General features: G+C 45.6%; 17 protein-coding genes. 7 read left to right on the forward strand and 10 right to left on the reverse strand.

All coding sequences use genetic code 11. From position 1 onward, the window contains the following. The first annotated feature begins 91 nt into the window (after positions 1–91). Entirely contained in the window at positions 92–604 is a 513-nt protein-coding gene (locus J1C77_RS10440) for a methyltransferase family protein (protein ID WP_002923101.1), read from the forward strand. 106 nt (positions 605–710) lie between these two features. Here J1C77_RS10440 and J1C77_RS10445 read toward each other — a convergent pair whose 3' ends face one another. After that, the gene (locus J1C77_RS10445; protein WP_002923099.1) at positions 711–1,580 is read right to left on the reverse strand and encodes a glycosyltransferase family 2 protein; all 870 of its coding nucleotides are present in this window, start codon (positions 1,578–1,580) and stop codon (positions 711–713) included. A gap of 211 nt (positions 1,581–1,791) precedes the next feature. Between J1C77_RS10445 and J1C77_RS10450 the strand changes: the two genes are divergently transcribed. After that, positions 1,792–2,763 carry a nuclease-related domain-containing protein gene (locus J1C77_RS10450; protein ID WP_002923098.1) on the forward strand — a complete coding sequence of 324 codons (972 nt, stop codon included), beginning with the start codon at positions 1,792–1,794 and terminating at the stop codon, positions 2,761–2,763. A gap of 49 nt (positions 2,764–2,812) precedes the next feature. Here J1C77_RS10450 and J1C77_RS10455 read toward each other — a convergent pair whose 3' ends face one another. The 6 genes from J1C77_RS10455 to J1C77_RS10480 all read right to left on the reverse strand — a co-directional run bounded on the left by J1C77_RS10455 (position 2,813) and on the right by J1C77_RS10480 (position 9,075). Beyond that, the gene (locus tag J1C77_RS10455) at positions 2,813–4,228 is read right to left on the reverse strand and encodes an LPXTG cell wall anchor domain-containing protein (RefSeq protein WP_002923096.1); all 1,416 of its coding nucleotides are present in this window, start codon (positions 4,226–4,228) and stop codon (positions 2,813–2,815) included. Between the two features lie 118 nt (positions 4,229–4,346). Continuing rightward, on the reverse strand, positions 4,347–5,276 hold the full coding sequence (locus tag J1C77_RS10460) for an aldo/keto reductase (protein ID WP_002923095.1): 930 nt from the start codon (positions 5,274–5,276) through the stop codon (positions 4,347–4,349). Between the two features lie 9 nt (positions 5,277–5,285). Continuing rightward, the gene (locus J1C77_RS10465) at positions 5,286–7,064 is read right to left on the reverse strand and encodes a glycoside hydrolase family 35 protein (RefSeq protein WP_002923094.1); all 1,779 of its coding nucleotides are present in this window, start codon (positions 7,062–7,064) and stop codon (positions 5,286–5,288) included. Beyond that, on the reverse strand, positions 7,065–8,426 hold the full coding sequence (locus J1C77_RS10470; RefSeq protein WP_002896670.1) for a PTS sugar transporter subunit IIC: 1,362 nt from the start codon (positions 8,424–8,426) through the stop codon (positions 7,065–7,067). Between the two features lie 5 nt (positions 8,427–8,431). Next, positions 8,432–8,749, reverse strand: coding sequence for a PTS lactose/cellobiose transporter subunit IIA (locus J1C77_RS10475; RefSeq protein WP_002898520.1), 318 nt, complete (start codon positions 8,747–8,749; stop codon positions 8,432–8,434). Between the two features lie 8 nt (positions 8,750–8,757). Further along, positions 8,758–9,075 carry a PTS sugar transporter subunit IIB gene (locus J1C77_RS10480; protein WP_004188921.1) on the reverse strand — a complete coding sequence of 106 codons (318 nt, stop codon included), beginning with the start codon at positions 9,073–9,075 and terminating at the stop codon, positions 8,758–8,760. Between the two features lie 204 nt (positions 9,076–9,279). Here J1C77_RS10480 and J1C77_RS10485 point away from each other — a divergent pair, with 204 nt between their 5' ends. Then, positions 9,280–10,476, forward strand: a complete 1,197-nt coding sequence (locus tag J1C77_RS10485) for an ROK family protein (protein ID WP_002923093.1) — start codon at positions 9,280–9,282, stop codon at positions 10,474–10,476. A gap of 89 nt (positions 10,477–10,565) precedes the next feature. Here J1C77_RS10485 and J1C77_RS10490 read toward each other — a convergent pair whose 3' ends face one another. Both J1C77_RS10490 and J1C77_RS10495 read right to left on the reverse strand, forming a co-directional pair. After that, on the reverse strand, positions 10,566–11,462 hold the full coding sequence (locus J1C77_RS10490; RefSeq protein WP_002923092.1) for a PEP phosphonomutase: 897 nt from the start codon (positions 11,460–11,462) through the stop codon (positions 10,566–10,568). 233 nt (positions 11,463–11,695) lie between these two features. Then, on the reverse strand, positions 11,696–13,588 hold the full coding sequence (locus J1C77_RS10495; protein ID WP_002923091.1) for a M13 family metallopeptidase: 1,893 nt from the start codon (positions 13,586–13,588) through the stop codon (positions 11,696–11,698). Between the two features lie 149 nt (positions 13,589–13,737). Here J1C77_RS10495 and J1C77_RS10500 point away from each other — a divergent pair, with 149 nt between their 5' ends. From J1C77_RS10500 to tpx, 4 genes are all read left to right on the forward strand, one after another. Further along, positions 13,738–14,457 carry a metal ABC transporter ATP-binding protein gene (locus tag J1C77_RS10500; protein ID WP_042763136.1) on the forward strand — a complete coding sequence of 240 codons (720 nt, stop codon included), beginning with the start codon at positions 13,738–13,740 and terminating at the stop codon, positions 14,455–14,457. Position 14,458: 1 nt separating this feature from the next. Next, positions 14,459–15,307, forward strand: coding sequence for a metal ABC transporter permease (locus J1C77_RS10505; RefSeq protein WP_042763134.1), 849 nt, complete (start codon positions 14,459–14,461; stop codon positions 15,305–15,307). A 19-nt stretch (positions 15,308–15,326) separates the two neighbouring features. Continuing rightward, positions 15,327–16,256 carry a metal ABC transporter substrate-binding lipoprotein/adhesin SsaB gene (gene ssaB / locus J1C77_RS10510; protein ID WP_002923088.1) on the forward strand — a complete coding sequence of 310 codons (930 nt, stop codon included), beginning with the start codon at positions 15,327–15,329 and terminating at the stop codon, positions 16,254–16,256. A gap of 151 nt (positions 16,257–16,407) precedes the next feature. Continuing rightward, positions 16,408–16,899 carry a thiol peroxidase gene (gene tpx, locus J1C77_RS10515; protein WP_002896683.1) on the forward strand — a complete coding sequence of 164 codons (492 nt, stop codon included), beginning with the start codon at positions 16,408–16,410 and terminating at the stop codon, positions 16,897–16,899. Between the two features lie 20 nt (positions 16,900–16,919). Here the strand turns inward: tpx and J1C77_RS10520 are convergent, their stop codons facing one another. After that, positions 16,920–18,017 (reverse strand): DUF3114 domain-containing protein, encoded by a 1,098-nt coding sequence (locus tag J1C77_RS10520; RefSeq protein WP_002923087.1) that lies wholly within the window; start codon positions 18,015–18,017, stop codon positions 16,920–16,922. Between the last annotated feature and the right edge of the window lie 3 nt (positions 18,018–18,020).

Below are 18,020 nucleotides of genomic sequence, written 5' to 3' on the forward strand. Positions count from 1 at the left end.
ACTGACAAAAACTATAACTCATCTCTAAAGCGTTAGTCTCTGATTGACCTCTAAAATTAAAAGTTGTATAATTCTGACCGGAGGAATAATCATGAATTTACAAACTATTTTCACTTATGTTTTCTTTGTTATTTTTATTAGCACAGAAATGTGGATTAAAAATAAAACTAAGTCAAACAATGTAAATGATACTGCAGACAAAGGAAGTCGCTACATTATCATCGGAAGTGTTATTTGCTGTATATTCTTGATAAACGGGCAATTTTTCGACTTTATCCCCCACTTACCAAGCCTCACAATCTATCTCGGAATCCTCATCTCCCTAGCAGGGTTCGTATTGCGGATCTACGCTGTGAATTATCTCGGAAAAAACTTTACACTGGCCGTTCAAACAACCGATAGTCAACAATTAGTAGACCATGGCCCTTATTCTATTGTAAGAAATCCTGCCTATACTGGCAGTATCTTGTCTATCCTTGGCCTATCGATTACCTCATTAAATCCTCTGATAATCATTATCAGTCTTATTTTACTCGTGTTAGGATATAGCATTCGACTTAGAGTAGAAGAAGAAGCTTTAGGCAATCACTTTGGGAAAAATTAAGCTTATTGCCAAAAGGTTAGATACCGAGTTTTTCCTTGCATCTGGTAATCTCACAAAAAAACAAGCCACGCTGTCAACCCCGCAGTTGGAAGATGGCTTGTTTTATTTATTCTCCAAATAGTTGGAGTTTACTTTCAATTTCCTGATAGACCCGACTGGACTGCATACCGACAGCTGCAGCGCTGTCGCGACAATACTGGAGCAGGAAAGTGTAGTATTTGTAGTAGAAGCTCAGGTCATAGCCCAGCTTACCCAAAATGGCTAGCTGCTCCTCAAAACCTATAATCAAATCTCGGAACCACTGCTCATTCCAAGTCATGGAGATGCTATTTGGCCGCAAGCGATAGTAATAGAGCGGTTCATTGAGGTAGATAATCTTCTCTGACTGAAGGTACAGCTTATAAGTTGTGAAGGCATCTTCGGCCACTCGGCCGACTGGATAGCGCACTGTATCAAAGAGCTCACGCTTATAGAGCTTAGCCCAGGCACAGAGAAAGACACCGTCTAGCATGCGACGTCTAGGGTACTCCTCGATTATCTCTTCTCGCGTATAGAGGGTTTCAAAATGCTCTGTCGAATAGTAGAGGAAGGCTGAATCCTCAGCACGGAAACTACAGTGGTGACCAATGGCAATGTCCGCATCATACTCCTTGAGCTTTTTATAGAGGCGGGCAACATGCTGCTCAGGCAGCCAGTCATCCGAATCAACAAAAATCAAATAATCTGCATTAGAGTGCTCAATCCCTGTGTTGCGGGCACCGGACAAGCCTTGATTGTCCTGATGAATAAGACGAATCCTCGCATCCTGATCAGCTAGCTCTTGGCAAATCTGACCAGAAGCATCTGTTGAACCATCATTGACTAGAATAATTTCCAGATTTTGATAGGTCTGACGACAGACGCTGTTCACACATTCTGCTAAATACTGCTCAACATTGTAAACAGGGATGATAACACTGATTAATTCCTGAGACATGATAACTCCTATTCTTTTCCTGTCTTTTTATTATACATGATTTTTTAGGTTTGTGAGGTGTTTTTGGAAAAATAAGTTTTTAAAGGATAGCTTTCTATTTTTAGACATATTTTAATCTATTGTTCAATTACTGTGTTTTTACACTTATAAAAATCTTTCGTTCTTTATTTTGTGCTATACTCGAATTAGGGATTTTAAGGGAGATTAGGAAATGTTTGGATTCTTTTTCGTCGCATTTGTGGCTGTCTTTGGCATCGTCTTTTTTATCAGTTATAAGCTACTTGAAGACAGGGAAGATACGGACTCGGATTGGCCGTCCAGCCAAAGCCACGAGCCTGACTATTTCCAGCAAACCCAGACTGCCCCTTGGGAACTCAAATATAACAAGGGAAAACAGGGAGAGTACCAGCTTGGTCAGGTCTTGAACCAACTCTATGGCTACAAAAAGATTTTGTACAATCTCTATATCTTCAAAGAAGATGGCACTACCACTGAGATTGATGCCCTGCTGATTCACCCGTCTGGAATTTACATTTTTGAGTCCAAAAACTACAAGGGCTGGATTTTCGGCTCAGAAAATCAGCAATACTGGACTCAGGTTCTTTCCAGAGGCCGAGGAAAATCCTACAAGCATTCTTTTTTCAATCCCATTATTCAAAATAAAGTCCATCTCAAATGGCTCAGCTACTATCTCAACCAATACACGCCAAATCTATATTCCTATATCGTCTTTAGCAATGACTGTCAGCTTAAGGAAATCCATCTAAACAGTGACAGGCATAAGGTTATTCAGACCTGGCAAGTGATTGGGGCAATCAACCAGCAGGCCTGCCAAAGTCAAGCCTACCTGTCGCCCGAGCAGATTGACGACCTCTATCGTATGCTCCTGCCCCTGACTAAGCGAAAGCAGGTCATCAAAGAGCGCCATATTAATAGCATTGCTCAGAATAAACAGCGTAGAGAAGCAGAAAAGATCTGTCCTCGCTGCCAGCATGGATTGGTGCTCCGCACAGCAGCCAAAGGTTCTAAGGCTGGTCAGAAATTTTGGGGCTGCTCCAACTTCCCAAGATGCCGCTTTACTCAAAAATACCAAGAGCCTGTCTGCGGTCCGCCCGCTGCGCAAGCACCTAATCTTGGACAGACTGTCGTACAAAGCCTAAATCAAACACAAAGCAACAGCTAGAAACTGCTGTTGCTTTTTTGTTGATTATTTTTTCTCTAGCTTGCAAGACCTAAGATTTTTTCTTCAGGCCAAGGAAGGCAGCACCAAGCCCTAAGAGCCCGAGTCCAAGCAGTTTGGTCAATAGACTGCTTTGGCTGCCGGTCTTAGGTAGTTGTTTGGAAGAAGCTTGTTGAAGAGTTGGCTCTTGAGACGATGCTTGAGGGTCCGTCTGGCCGTTTGCTTTGTAGGTTAGATTTTCCACCTGGCTACTCTTTGAATCAGGACTTGCAGGAGTTTGCTGCTGGGCTTGATTTTGAGAGGCCTGCTCCATATCGGCCAACGGTACGATACTCTTCATAAACTCATCTTGTGAAATGGCCCTTTCTTCAACTGCATCTTGAATACCAGTGAGGCTGACAAAATAATAACGCGCCCAATCCTTGGTCAGTCGCTGAATACCAGCCAGACCAGCTCCTGGATACCAGAGCGGCTTGCTCACTTCTTCAGCAAATTTCCAGTCACCACCAACTTGAATACCAAGCTTGGCATCTGGATCAGATTTTTCAGAAATACGAGCTTCTACAGAAACTAAAACAGCCCGAATGTTTTGAGGATTCGGAATATCACGGGCTTGATCAGAGCCCCAGTGGGCAACCCGATCCTGCTTAGGTAATACCTCAATAGCTGTTCCCCCGCCAGCCAAGGCTTCCTGACGTGCATCTCCTACGTTGCTGGACATATTTCCCTTGAATTGAGAAACCCATTGAACTCCTTGAGGGTGATCCACAATTTTCTCCCAAACATTGGAGCCCTTCCGGAGCACGAAAGCCTGCATGTTACGAATATCCGCCCAAGCATTGCTGGCCTTATTGTCCGTCATTTCCATCACAACGCCCCAAGGATCAAATTCATTCATCCATTTGCCGCGTTCCTTGTCAAAGACAGCCTGTGCTTCTTCGTCGGTCATCCCTTCGCCTTTATAAGCAAGGTAGTACCAATCAGCCGCTGGATCATATGTCGGACGGCCACCTAACACGACGGCTCCGCCATTAAATTGGCCAGGACCGCCATTAGGACCGCGTTTTTGACGCTCCCCATTTTCTTCAACGACATTTTCCTCCGACCAAACCCAGACATCCCCTTGATTGGCTCCCATCTGAGCAATGGCGCGCTGCTTCTGCTCATCAGACATGACCTGACTGGCTGGCAACTCGCTAGCGGCTGCAGCTGATTCAGCCTGATTTGCAGGAGCTGCTTGGGGTTCAGCCACAGCTGGATTTTCAGCCTCAGGACTTGCTTGCGCTGCTGGAGAAGCCGACGTTTCAGCTACTGCGGCAGGGGCAGGCGCAACATCTTCTGCTTCAACTCTTGATACAGCTGTCAAAGCTGCTAAGGACAAGAGGGAAACACATAGCAGCAAGCCACTTCCATACTTGGCAGCAGAAGCAGATTTTGCTAGGCCTTGCCAAGAAAACTTATTATTCATATCATTCTCCTTTCATAAGGTGCAGAGTCGAGCTTAATCAATGAAATATGCAGACCGATTCGCTGGTCTTAGGCTTCATTGATTCTGAATAACAAATAATCTCCCTGCAAAAACAAGCTTAGGGCAGAGGATTTCCCGCGCTCTTATAAATCTTATACCAGTCAGCTCGAGAGAGCTCAATATCAAAAGCAGCCACCATTGAGCGAATTCGCTGTGGATTCATGGAGCCAACAATCGGCTGCATTTGTGCTGGATGACGCAAAATCCAGGCGAGAACTAAGGCTTCAAAAGAAACTTGATAGTCTGACGCAAAGGCATGCAGAGTTTCTGTAAGCTGAGTATATTTAGGATGCTCCATAAAAAGTCCCTGGTTCAAGTCAACCTGAAATGGTGACCAAGGCTGAATCGTGATATGATGCAATCGACAATAGTCCAGCACACTACCGTCCCGAACGATTGCTAAAGGATTGAGCATATTGGCATTGAGCCCAGCGTCCAGCATCGGAGTATGGGCTGGACCAAACTGTAGTTGGTTGGCAATCAAGGGCTGCTCCACACTCTTCTGAAGCAGCTCCATTTGATAAGGGTTTTGATTGCTGACTCCGAAATAGCGGACCTTCCCAGCTTGGTGCAGCTGTGAGAAAGCCTCAGCCACCTCTTCCGGCTCCACAAGAGCATCTGGCCGGTGCAGGAGGAGCACATCCAGATAGTCCGTCTGCAAGCGCTCCAAGCTGCCTTCAACCGAGCTGATGATATAATCCTTAGAAAAGTCAAAATGGTAGTTGGTATGAACATCCCGCAGTCCGCACTTGGACTGGATGAGAACACGGTCCCGGGGAATCTTAGCCGAGCGAAGAGCCTGTGCAAACTTGGTTTCAGACTGGCCGCCAGCATAGACATCTGAGTGGTCAAAGAAATTAATTCCCACTTCTACCGCTGTTTCAAGAACGGAAACGACCTCTTTAGGATCATGCTCTGCTAGTCGCATGCAACCCAAAATCAGCTGACTGGCTCCTTCCAGTTCATTCCCGATTGTCATATATTTCATCGCAACACCTCATTTCTTATAGACTGGATGGTCAAGTAAGGTCAACTCTTCAATCTTGACATTTTCTGTTTCAAAGACGATAAACTCATTCTTATCCTTGAGCAAGCCAGACGGCACATAGAGATAGTGAATCGGCCCTTCATTCCAGTAGCGGCCAAGGTTGAAGCCGTTGACCGAAATACAGCCTTTCCCATACTTAGAGCAGTCGATGAAGGTATCAGCGATATCATCCAACTCTGCTTCAAAGCGATAGAAGGTCGGTGCTTTGACTCTTTCAGGTGGAGCTGAGTAGCAGTCTAACTTGGCCAGCATTTCCTGGTCAAACTTGAGCGCATAATGCTTCCAACCCTTTCGGAACTGGTGGTTAATCATGATACCGCCCTTGACTCCCTTGGATTGACTGGGTGCGCCCAGCTTGTAACCATAGTTGACCCGCCCCATATTTTCCACCAGCACATCAATCTGAATCCGCTCGGTATTAGCCGAGAAGAGCAGCTCATCACCGATTTCTTCCCGATACTGGGTAGCTAGGTGCTCCTGATTGACATAGAAATGGCAGCGGTCATGAGTCTCCAAGGCCTTGAGCCTTTCCTCATGGTATTGATTTTTGATATCGGAACGGTAGAGGATATAGCCATGATTCTGCCCAATCTGCTCCATAGGCTGCGGATAATCCAGCAGAATTTCCTCTGTGATGTCTGCTGCCACATCCAGCAGATTTGCAGTTCCAAGCAGTGGAAAACTGCCATAGGCCTTGGCCTGTCGGCTAATAGGCTCCATCTGCTCAAGCTCTGGAAAGACCTCGTGGGTCACCCGCTGAACAGCGTAGTATTTCTCAGTCGGCTGCCCCCACTCAGTAATGGGTGCGTCAAAATCATAGGAGGTAATCTGCGGCAAATCCTTTGTCTTGCGGGCTGAACAGCCGCTGATAAAACCAAAGTTTGTCCCACCTCTCAGTAAGAAGAGGTTCATGCTGCCCAGCTGCAGCATTTCTTTGACATCCTGGGCCAAATCTTCTGCCTCTCGCCAAACGATTTCCTCGCTCCAGCGGCTGAACCAGCCGTCCCAAAACTCAGTACACATAAGAGGCCATTTCTTGCCATAGCGCTCCATGAAAGCTCGTAGATTGTCTGTATTTTCTTTGGGTTGGGAGCCAAAATTCCCCGTCACAAAAATATCATCCTCAATCAAGGTTCCAGACTCCAAAGCCTCTATCCATGTCCCGTCAGAGGTAAAGAGGGGAACTGTAACGCCACGTACCTTCATCATCTGTGCAATGCTGCGCATGTAGGCCTTGTCCTCGGCATAAGACCCGTATTCATTTTCCACCTGCATCATGAGGATAGGACCGCCTTGATCACTCTGATAGGGCAGAAGCTTGGGAAAGAGCCAGTCATAAAAATGACTGACCTTTTCCAGAAAAAGCGGATGATTGACCCGCAGGCGCATCGAAGGATATCTCAAGAGCCAAGCCGGCAGGCCGCCAAAGTCAAACTCTGCACAGATGTAAGGTGTCGGACGGACAATGAGATAAAGCCCCATCTCCTTAACCAACTTGAAGTATGCTTCAAAATCCAGCATGCCCTCTGCCTGAAACTGACCTTCCTGAGGCTCATGCAATGCCCAAGGAATATAGGTTTCTACCGTATTAAAGCCTAGAGCTTTGAGATTGTAAAGGGTATCTCGCCACTGGTCTGGATGAAGCCGGAAATACTGAATAGCTCCCGATAAAATCTTAAAAGGCTTGCCATCCAAGTAAAATTCTTCTTTAATTTCAAATTTTGCCATCTATCCAAGCTCCTCCTGTTTATCTGCCATCTTGACAAAGGGCAGATATATAGCGGTTGAAATAGCGATATTAACCAGCGAAAGAATAATTGCCCGCCAGTCGAAGGCTGTCGCAAAGAAACCGTAGAGAATCGGCGGCATGACCCAGGTGACGTTTTGAGTAACCGGCGCAACCAAGCCCATAGAGGTTGCAAAGTAGGCTACTGTTACCATGACCATTGGCGTCAGGACGTATGGAATAAACATAATTGGATTCAAAACGATTGGCAGACCGTACATGACTGGCTCACCGATGTTGAAGACCATTGGGAAAATTCCTAACTTGGCCACTTCACGATAGTGCTTGTTCCGAGATTGCCAGAGAATGGCAATGGCAACTCCAATCGCATCAAACCAGACAAAAGCACCGAAAGAATTATCCGTCCACATGTAAGGAATCGCATGTCCAGCCTGATAAGCTTCCAGATTGGCCAGCATGGTCACACCAAAGAGACTGGCCATGACTGGTGCCAGCACATTACCGCCGTGCAGGCCGAAGAACCAGAAAATCTTATTGAGAAAGACAATGAGCAGTACAGCCCAGAAGCTTTGAGACAAGCTGAGAAGCGGTGCCTGCAAAATCTTGTAAATCCAGTCAATCAACAGCTCGCCTGTCACCAGATTAAAGAGGTAGGTCGCAATCCCCACGACATACATGGCAATCGCAGCCGGAATGATAGACAGGAATGGCTTCATGATAGCTGGCGGAACAGAATCTGGCAGTTTAATCGTCCAGTTACGATTCATGACCTTACAAAAGATGATGACAGATACAAAACCAATTAGAATAGCAGTAAAGTAGCCACGCGCACTAATCTGGTCACCTGGAATGACACTGTTAATCGTCACAGACAGGTTACTGCCGTCAAGTTTTAGCTCTGGAAGTTTTGAAATCGCCTTGCTCAGCCCCGGTGTTTTGCCAGCCAACTCAAAGGTTTTAGTAACTGAACCACCAATGGTAATGATGTAGGAAGCAACAGCTACCAGACCGGCAGACACCTTATCAGTATTGTAAATTTTAGCGATATTGACCCCGAAGGTAAAGAGGAACAAGAGGGTAACGATAGGAATACTGCCCTTAAATACCAGCCAGTTAATATCAATCAGCCACTGGAAGGTAGAGGAAATCCAGGTCCAGCCGAACTGTCCTGGCAAGTCAGATAGAAAGGCGTTGACCATGAGAGCGAAAGAGCCCGTCATAATCACAGGCATGGTCCCAATAAAGGAATCCCGCAGGGCAACCAGAAATTTTTGGTTGCCGATTTTATTGGCAATAGGCATGAGACGCGCTTGCCATTTATCAACCAAACTACTCATCTGCATTTCTCCTATTCATCAAATTTTTTATGCAAATCAACAATCTCCTTTGCCAAATCAACAAAGGCGATACTGGTCATGAGATGATCCTGCCCATGTACCATAAATAAACTAAGTTCTGTCTTTTCTCCTTGTGCCTCTTTGCTCAGCATTTCAGCCTGAGCGTGATGGGCTTGCAGCAGGGCCTTCTGAGCCTGACTCAGTCTCTCCTGAGCTCGGTCAAAGTCCTGCTTTTTAGCTGCTGCAATGGCTTCAATAGCACAAGACTTGGCCTCTCCGCCATACATAATGAGGGTCATAGCGACCTCTAAGGAATCTTTATTTTCCATAGGAGTACCTACTTCATGAGCGACTCTGCCAGATCCAGGACCTTATCCCCCTTCATCATTCCGTAGTCCGTCATAGGAATGACATCCACCGGAATGCCTTTTGAAGCTAGTTTTTCCTGCAAATCCTCCAACAGATAGCGGACCTGAGGCCCCAGCAAAAGGACATCAACCTTTTTCTCGCTTAGATAGTCTTCTGCTTCTGACACTGGCACCGCAAATATCGTTGCAGCCAAGCCTCGCTCCTCTGCAGCTTTCTGCATTTTATTGACCATGAGACTGGTACTCATCCCAGCCGCACAGACTAACATAATTTGTTTTGTTTCCATCGGCATCCTCCTTTATGAATCTGACCTAGCCTGCAACGACGCTTGCTATTTATTTTTAATATATAAACAAAAACCCAAAAAAAGAATATTTTTCACTATGTTATTAATATTCTATAAACATTATAACTATTTTTCTGTACTATGTCAACGCTTACATTTGAGATTTCTAGCTTTTTTTGATAGTATAGCAGCAGAGGAAACAAGATGACACGAACTAGAAAACAAAACGAGCTAAGGGCAACTGTCCTGGATCAGCTCTATGCCAAACGACCGATTTCTCGGATTGATATTTCAAAAGAAACTCAAATTACACCAGCCACGACTGGCAGCATCATCAATGAACTGATCAAGGAAGGCTTGGTACTGGAGCTGGGCGAGCTCAATGACGAGAGCGTAGGCCGCAAGAAAACCCTGCTGGATATTGCACCTCATAGCCGCTACTATCTGGGGTTTGAGATTTCTGAAAAACAGCTGGCTATGGTCATCGCTGACAATACCGGTGAGATTGTAGAAAGCAGCATTCGGACTTATCAGGTTGAGGTGACAGGCGGCCCGTCTGACCAGGAAATTATCCGGCTGATTCAAGATTTTCTGAAAAAGAATAGCAAATACTCCATCTCAGCGATTGCCCTCGGACTACCGGGACATGTGAATCTCTCTGAAAGTGTTTTTATCATTTCTAAAAACCCCCACTGGGGACAGATTAACCTGCGGACTATTCAAGAAGCCTTTGACCTCCCTGTCTACTTCGCCAATAAGTCCCACTGTTTGACAATGGCTGAACGCCTCTTTAGCTATCATCCGACAGACAGTAATTTTATCGTCTATCATGTCGCCAGAGGTATTCATTGCTCTTACATGTACAAGGGTAGCATTTACAGTCAGGAAAATTATCTTATCGGGGAGGTGGGGCATACCGTCATCAATCCTGAAGGCGAGCGCTGTCCTTGCGGCAAGCACGGCTGCCTGCAGGTTTATGCCAGCGAAAGCGCTCTGATTGATAAAGCAGCTATCCTGTATCAGGCATCCCAGACCTCGCTCTTAAAGACCCTTGTAGAGGACGTCAATGACATTGATCTGACAAGCCTGATGACCGCCTATCGCTTAGGAGACTTGGGCAGCATTGAGTTGATTCATACTGCTTGCCGCTATCTAGCCATTTCCATTTCCAACCTCTGCCAGCTTATTGATAGCGAAAGGATTTATCTGGACGGCCAAATATTCTCCTATCCGGTTATTGCCGAACAGGTCCTGGCTCAGTTAGAGCAGGAAGTACCTCTCTTTCCAAAACAAAAACAAGCAGAGATTGTCATTATCCCCTACTCTAAATACAGCATCGCCCGCTCTGCAGTCAGTCTCTGTGTCTATCATGAATTTTTAGATAAAAAAGGAAACCTATAAAGGCCGAGACAAGAATCTCGGTCTTTCTTTTATAAAAAATAGAGATAGGCTTTCTAGGAGCTTCCCCCTTAAAAGTCTATCTCATTTTACTATCTATTAATCGAACGTGAAATCATGGAAATGGTGTGGCGCTGTCCTCTGAGAGCCTTGCTCATGGCAAAGATATTTTCAACCGGAGCCAGACAGCCGTAGCCTGAATCTCCGATATGCTGGATATCTACACCGCAGATTTTGTTGCGGATAGCCATTTGCTTGACAATATCCTCATCAGCACTCTCCTGACTGGTACCGATAGCACTCATAACCAGAGCCCCCTTTTGATGGGCCAGTCGGACAATCTGCTTCAAGTCCTGCTCATCAAAGCCTGGCACACTGCCGACTGCCGGTGCTAGGACAATATCAACACCAGCTTCGATAAATTGAGCGATTGCTTCTAGGTCTGCTACCGGCTCATCCACACCCGAAGCATGCATTTTGCCTGCAATCAGCAGACCTGAAAAATTCTCCTTGACCACTCGAATGGTGTCAATAATGGCTTGATTGGTGACACCAGTTCCCGGATTACCCGTCAGGCAGATAAAGTCAACGCCCAGCTCTTCTGCTCGCTGAATGGTCGCTAGACTAGCCTGACGCCCCTCATTGATGATTAGGCGTTCTCCTGCCATCTGAGCCTGACTGTCCACCGGCTCTAGATTGATACCGATAGGACGGCCCACTAAGCGGTGCAGTTCCTCAATAAAATCTTCTTTGGCGTCCAGACCAGCTACAAAAGGCTGGAAGATATCAATCCCATTCAGCAAAATCAAGTCAGCACCAAAAGACCGAGCAATCTCTGCATTGGTCACATCACCGATATAAGATTCTTTAAAAGCTACGTTTTCAGACAGGATAACGCGGCCCTCACTGGCCTTGATACTCTGTTTCAGCTCCGGCGCAGTCATACTTAAAATTTCTGAAGCATTTGAACTAATGAATCGTTTTACCATAAGAACATCTCTTTTCTTTATTATTCATTAATAAACACTTTGAAATCTATTCTATTTGGATATTTTGTTTGTTTTTTGTTATCAACTACAGTATAGCACAAGGTCGTGAAAATGTAAAAGCTTTATAATTTCTTTAACAAAATAGTCTGCTTTCACAAACAAAAGCAGACTATTGAAATGCACTCGATTATTTTGGGTTTGAGCAAGATTCGATAAGTACTCTTATCTTTGCGTCACCAGATGACCACCCGCTCTTCTGGGCTCCGCCACATGCCGTCTCCCTCTTGCACATCAAAGGTCGTAAAGAAATCGTCAAAGTTAGGCAGCTGTACATTGGTCCGAAGCTTGGCTGGCGCATGGACATCCACGCTTGCCAGGAGCTTCATATATTCCTCCCGGCCCTTCATCCGCCAGATACGGGCAAAGTTGGTGAAGAATTCCTCAGCAGAGAAATCTGCTTCTTTCTTAGCTGCTTCTAGGGCTGCTGCAATGCCGCCCAAATCTGCCACGTTTTCTGAAACAGTCAGCTTGCCATTGACCTTAGCACCATAGGAATCCTGTCCTTCGAACTGGTCAATGACCTTTTGAGTCCGCTCGGTAAAGGCTTGATAGTCGTGCTCCGTCCACCAATTATTAAGACTGCCATTTTCATCAAAAGAAGCGCCATTGGTATCAAAAGCATGAGAAATCTCATGGGCGATGACCGCTCCGATACCACCGTAATTGGCTGATGAGGATTGGTGCAAGTCATAGAAAGGCGCCTGCAGGATAGCCGCTGGAAAGACAATTAGGTTTTTCTGTGGATTATAGTAGGCATTGACCATGTGGGCTGGCATTCCCCATTCCTTGTAATCTACTGGTTGATTCCACTTGCTCCAGCTGTAAGCAATATCAATCTGGCTCAGCTTCTGAGCATTTTCAAAGAGAGTCAGCTTTTCATCCACAACCTTGAGGGAATAGCGCTCAGGTAGCTCGTCAGGATAGCCAATATAAGGCTTGATGACATTGAGTTTGACAATAGCCTTGTCCCGAGTTTCTGGTGTCAGCCAGTCATTCTGGGCCAGGCGGTTTTTGTAAACTTCAATCATTGTCGCCACTTTCTGCTCCACATCAGCCTTGGCTTCAGGTGAGAACTTTTGACCAGCATACCAAAGACCGACAGCTTGATTAAAGGGACCTTGGGCTAGGTAAAAGGCTGCTTTTTTCTTGTCCTGAGCCTGAGGTGTCCCAGATAGAGCACGATGATAAGCTCCTGCCAAGACACGGATGTCATCCGTTAGATAAGGTGTTGTATTACGAACTGCAGAGAGAATCAGCAGAGCATGGAGTTTGTCCCAGTTAGCAGCTGTATAGATATCCTTAGCCGCCTGCCAAAAACGCTCTTCCGGCACAATGACTTGGTCGGGTTCTTGACCGATCAACTTGGTGAAAATATCCGCCAGAGGCAATTCTGGTACCAAGGCTTTGAAATCGTCCCACTTATAAGGATGGTAGAGCTTAGCATACTCAGAGCTTTCTTCACTAGACAGAACATACTGAGCAAAAACAGCATCCAGCTCCAAGACCTTATCTAAAAGATCCTTGATTTCCTCTTCTGCAAAGTCAAATGTTCCCAGCAAATCTTCCTGAACCTTGCGCCATTTTGCAAGCAGGTCAGCCTTCTGCGGATGGTCCTCCGCATAGTAGGTCGTATCTGGCAAAATCGTTCCTGGTCCGTCTGCCCAGAGGACATTGATTCGGGCATCCATAAAGTCAGGCGCCACACCAAAGGGGAAATAAGTCGGCTTGCCAGCCAGCTCAAAATCTGCAATCTTAGAAGCATAGTCTTCAAAAGATGTTAGGTTGCGAATTTCATCAACGTAAGCACGCGCAGGTTCAATCCCATCTGCTTCCCGTTTATCATAATCCGCTGCCAAGCGATGGTAAGCAACAAAGTTCTGCAGAATAGCATCTTCTGGCACTCCATCGCCAGCCAGCCATTTGTCAGTCGTGGCGAGCATAAGATCTTCAATCTCATCTGCCAAATCCATGAAACCTCCCGTCACTGGCTTATCATCAGGAATGACCGCCGTCTTGGCCCACTCACCATTAATCGCATCATAGAAATCATCTTGTAGTCGTGTCATCTTCTTCTCGCTTTCATGCTTTTGATATAACCTTATCAAAATCTACTTGTTTTTTCAAACGTTTCTTATATTAATTTTAGAAATTTGTTGAAAATTAACTTGACTTAATTTTTGTTTTAATGTATATTAAAATCATAGAGGTGTATGAGATGATTACGATTAAAGATTTGACTGTCAGCTATCAGGATACGCTGGCTCTTGAGCCCCTTTCATTAACTATTAAGGAGCCAACCATTACTGGGATTATTGGTCCTAACGGAGCCGGAAAATCCACCCTGCTCAAGGGCATGCTAGGGATTATTGACCACCAAGGCCAGACTCTGCTGGATCAAAAGCCACTGCAGAACTCTCTCCAACGGGTCGCCTATGTGGAGCAAAAGATCAATATTGATTATCATTTTCCTATCAAAGTCAAAGAGTGTGTCTCTTTGGGGCTTTACCCCCAGCTCAAGCTTTTTCAGGGGCTAAAGAGTTCCCATTGGAACAAGGTGGCTGAGGCCTTGAAAATTGTCGGTTTAGAAGACTTGGCTGAGCGCCAGATTAGCCAGCTGTCCGGCGGGCAATTTCAGCGGGTCTTGATTGCTCGCTGCTTGGTTCAAGAGGCGGATTGTATCTTTTTGGACGAGCCCTTCGTCGGGATCGACTCGGTCAGCGAAGAGATTATCATGTCTACTCTGCGGAGTCTCAAAGCCGCAGGCAAGATCATTCTGATTGTCCATCATGACCTGAGTAAGGTAGTTGATTATTTCGATCAGGTCATCCTGCTCAATCGTAAGCTGATTGCCTTCGGTCCTACCAAGACCAGCTTTACCAAGGACAATATGAAAAAGACTTACGGCTCCCAGCTCTTTATGAATGGAGGTGACTAGGATGATTTTAGAATTTTTCCAAGGGCTGCGGGACTTTCACTTTCTGCAAAACGCCCTCATCACAGCCATCGTCATTGGAATTGTCGCTGGAGCTGTCGGCTGCTTTATCATTCTGCGCGGCATGTCGCTCATGGGGGACGCTATCTCTCACGCAGTTCTGCCCGGTGTCGCCCTGTCCTACATTTTAGGGATTAATTTCTTTATCGGAGCCATCACCTTTGGACTTTTGGCCTCGATTATTATCACCTACATCAAGGGCAATTCCATTATCAAAAGCGATACGGCCATTGGGATTACCTTTTCTTCCTTCCTAGCTCTGGGTGTGATCCTGATCGGCGTTGCCAATAGTTCCACAGACCTCTTTCATATTCTCTTTGGGAATATTTTGGCCGTACAGGACATTGATATGTGGATTAGTATCGGAGTCGGAATAGCTGTGCTCTTAATCATCACCCTCTTTTTCAAACAGCTATTGATTACTTCCTTTGACCCACTGCTGGCTCAGGCCATGGGCATGCCAGTCAGCTTCTACCACTATCTGCTGATGATTCTCTTGACCTTGGTCTCTGTGACAGCTATGCAGAGCGTGGGAACCATTCTCATCGTCGCTCTCTTGATAACGCCAGCAGCAACGGCCTACCTCTATGCCAACAGTCTGAAAACTATGATTCTGCTGTCCTCAGGGCTGGGCGCTCTAGCTTCTGTACTGGGACTCTTTATCGGCTACAGCTTTAATGTCGCTGCAGGATCCAGCATTGTCCTGACCTCAGCCCTCATCTTTCTCCTCTCTTTCTTTATTGCCCCTAAGCAACGCTATTTAAAACTTAAAAACCGACCTAAACTAAAATAAAATTTAATGGAGGAATCCCATGAAAAAATTAGGTTTTTTATCCCTGCTTTTGCTAGCAGTCTGCACTCTCTTTGCCTGCTCCGGTCAGAAGAACGCGTCCAGTGACTCGTCCAAGCTCAAGGTCGTTGCGACCAACTCAATTATCGCTGATATTACCAAAAATATAGCTGGCGATAAGATTGACCTGCACAGCATTGTACCAGTCGGCAAAGACCCCCATGAATACGAACCCCTGCCAGAAGATGTCAAAAAGACTTCTCAAGCGGATCTCATCTTCTACAACGGTATCAACCTGGAAACCGGCGGCAATGCTTGGTTTACCAAGTTGGTCAAAAATGCCAATAAGGAAGAAAACAAGGACTACTATGCTGTCAGCGATGGCGTTGACGTCATCTACCTTGAAGGGCAAAGTGAAAAGGGCAAAGAAGACCCTCATGCTTGGCTCAATTTGGAAAACGGTATTATCTATGCGCAAAATATCGCCAAGCGTTTGATTGAAAAAGACCCTAACAATAAGGCCACTTACGAGAAAAATCTCAAAGCCTATGTGGAAAAGCTAACCGCTCTGGATAAGGAAGCCAAGGAGAAATTCAACAATATCCCAGAAGAAAAGAAAATGATTGTGACCAGTGAAGGATGCTTCAAGTACTTCTCTAAAGCCTACAATGTACCATCAGCCTACATTTGGGAAATCAACACTGAAGAAGAAGGAACTCCAGACCAAATCAAAAGCTTGGTTGAAAAACTACGCAAGACCAAAGTGCCATCTCTCTTTGTCGAATCAAGTGTGGACGACCGTCCGATGAAGACTGTTTCTAAAGACACCAACATCCCAATCCACGCTAAAATCTTCACAGACTCAATCGCTGAAAAGGGAGAAGAAGGAGACAGCTACTATAGCATGATGAAATACAATCTGGATAAAATTTCTGAAGGATTGGCCAAATAACGATAAAAGGTTAGGAAGACAAAATCCTAACCTCTTTATTTTTTTATAATGAGTTTTAAATAGTTATATTGTCAAATTTCCGGTCAAATTATTCGAAAAAAATCACTATTCGCTGTACAATGAAGCTATCAAATATGAATGGAGACTCCTTATGACAACTTTTCTCGGAAATCCTGTAACCTTTACTGGAAAGCAACTGCAAGTCGGCGACACCGCACACGATTTTAGCCTGACAGCAACTGACCTTTCAAAGAAAACTCTGGCTGATTTTGCTGGCAAAAAGAAAGTCCTGAGCATCATCCCATCTATCGATACTGGTGTCTGCTCGACTCAGACTCGTCGTTTTAACCAAGAACTCTCTGACTTGGACAATACCGTTGTTATCACGGTTTCAGTTGATTTGCCTTTTGCTCAAGGCAAGTGGTGTGCTGCTGAAGGCATTGAGAATGCTGTCATGCTCTCTGACTACTTCGACCATTCTTTCGGCCGTGACTATGCTGTCCTCATCAATGAATGGCACCTTTTGGCTCGCGCAGTTCTAGTTCTGGATGAAAATAACACTGTGACCTACGCTGAATATGTCGACAATATCAATACCGAGCCTGACTTCGAAGCAGCTATCGCCGCAGTTAAGAGCTTGTAAGAGATAAAAATACGGATTTGCTAGTCCGTATTTTTTTGTACAAAAAACTTCTGCCAAAACTGACGGAACCAAGCCCAAGAACGCAAGAGAAAGGATGGTCGATTCAGTAATTTCTTGAACCGAGCAATCTCTGCCTTTACCTGTTTATAAGCACTCCGCCCCTTTCGAGCATAAGGGCTCTTAGCCGAGCGATAGCCCAGCGGACCACGATTATTCTGAGGTGATTTGAACTTGCGGCTGCTATTTTCAATGACAAGCCTGCGAAAGCGAGGATCCCAAACTGCAGGCGTTTTGACATCATAGCGAGTATGAGAAGCCTGATTGCCCGGACGGTTGCGCTCACCATAGTTAAAGCTGGCTCCGTTCACAATACCATTTTGACTAGCCCCCTCTGGATCTATGATATTGAGAAAACGACCTGTCTGATCCAGAATAAACTCTGTATAAAAATCAATCAGGATTTTTATATTGGCCTGACTCGCTTGACCATCCGGATAGACAGCCTGACCAGACATCTTGTCAATATAGGCTTTATTGTGCAAGCGAGAAGATTCTTGAAAGCTATAAGGCAGCCCTGGCCAATCCTTTAGATAGGAAGCCAAAGCTTCTGCATCTGTCATACCAGCCTGACGGTAGTGATCTCTGACCCACTGAGCCTGCTGGCAGGAAATGACATAGCGAAACTGATGCAGCTGGCGCTTGAGCTTTTGATTGCCATCCCTTTGGCTGAAATCATCTGCTGGAAAAGCCTGGCGCAAGGTCCTTGAGAAAATTTTCCAAAAGCCATCATGAGGTGTTAGGTTTGGAGCAATCCGAGCCAGTAAAAGATCCGTCTCTGCCTTATCTCCACTCAGCTCCTCAGGCATATTAACAAGATTCATAGCCAGAACCAGCAGCTCCTGAGCTCCTAACCTGCTGTTCTGAGCATCCTCAGCCAGCCAAAGATCTTGAAAAAAGGGACTGCCAAAAAGCTGAGCCTCCTGCAGGTAATATCCTTCTTCTGGCACTGTTTTCCCTTGCACACTAATCTCTGCAAAAACTTGTTCCAGTGCTACCTGAGACCAGCCGATTGATTGCAATTGCTGAAAGAGATGTTCTTTCCCTTCTTTCGGATACATGGC

Source organism: Streptococcus sanguinis, from assembly GCF_050223295.1.
GTDB classification, from domain to species: domain Bacteria; phylum Bacillota; class Bacilli; order Lactobacillales; family Streptococcaceae; genus Streptococcus; species Streptococcus sanguinis_X.

What these genes read in the sequence shown, in the direction of transcription:
- J1C77_RS10490 (WP_002923092.1), bottom strand. Translation starts at nt 11,462, where the DNA reads ATGGTAAAACGATTCATTAGTTCAAATGCTTCAGAAATTTTAAGTATG.
- J1C77_RS10460 (WP_002923095.1), bottom strand. Translation starts at nt 5,276, where the DNA reads ATGAAATATATGACAATCGGGAATGAACTGGAAGGAGCCAGTCAGCTG.
- J1C77_RS10470 (WP_002896670.1), bottom strand. Translation starts at nt 8,426, where the DNA reads ATGCAGATGAGTAGTTTGGTTGATAAATGGCAAGCGCGTCTCATGCCT.
- J1C77_RS10505 (WP_042763134.1), top strand. Translation starts at nt 14,459, where the DNA reads ATGATTTTAGAATTTTTCCAAGGGCTGCGGGACTTTCACTTTCTGCAA.
- J1C77_RS10450 (WP_002923098.1), top strand. Translation starts at nt 1,792, where the DNA reads ATGTTTGGATTCTTTTTCGTCGCATTTGTGGCTGTCTTTGGCATCGTC.
- J1C77_RS10500 (WP_042763136.1), top strand. Translation starts at nt 13,738, where the DNA reads ATGATTACGATTAAAGATTTGACTGTCAGCTATCAGGATACGCTGGCT.
- tpx (WP_002896683.1), top strand. Translation starts at nt 16,408, where the DNA reads ATGACAACTTTTCTCGGAAATCCTGTAACCTTTACTGGAAAGCAACTG.
- J1C77_RS10480 (WP_004188921.1), bottom strand. Translation starts at nt 9,075, where the DNA reads ATGGAAACAAAACAAATTATGTTAGTCTGTGCGGCTGGGATGAGTACC.
- J1C77_RS10520 (WP_002923087.1), bottom strand. Translation starts at nt 18,017, where the DNA reads ATGTATCCGAAAGAAGGGAAAGAACATCTCTTTCAGCAATTGCAATCA.
- J1C77_RS10440 (WP_002923101.1), top strand. Translation starts at nt 92, where the DNA reads ATGAATTTACAAACTATTTTCACTTATGTTTTCTTTGTTATTTTTATT.
- J1C77_RS10475 (WP_002898520.1), bottom strand. Translation starts at nt 8,749, where the DNA reads ATGGAAAATAAAGATTCCTTAGAGGTCGCTATGACCCTCATTATGTAT.
- J1C77_RS10455 (WP_002923096.1), bottom strand. Translation starts at nt 4,228, where the DNA reads ATGAATAATAAGTTTTCTTGGCAAGGCCTAGCAAAATCTGCTTCTGCT.
- J1C77_RS10445 (WP_002923099.1), bottom strand. Translation starts at nt 1,580, where the DNA reads ATGTCTCAGGAATTAATCAGTGTTATCATCCCTGTTTACAATGTTGAG.
- ssaB (WP_002923088.1), top strand. Translation starts at nt 15,327, where the DNA reads ATGAAAAAATTAGGTTTTTTATCCCTGCTTTTGCTAGCAGTCTGCACT.
- J1C77_RS10495 (WP_002923091.1), bottom strand. Translation starts at nt 13,588, where the DNA reads ATGACACGACTACAAGATGATTTCTATGATGCGATTAATGGTGAGTGG.
- J1C77_RS10465 (WP_002923094.1), bottom strand. Translation starts at nt 7,064, where the DNA reads ATGGCAAAATTTGAAATTAAAGAAGAATTTTACTTGGATGGCAAGCCT.
- J1C77_RS10485 (WP_002923093.1), top strand. Translation starts at nt 9,280, where the DNA reads ATGACACGAACTAGAAAACAAAACGAGCTAAGGGCAACTGTCCTGGAT.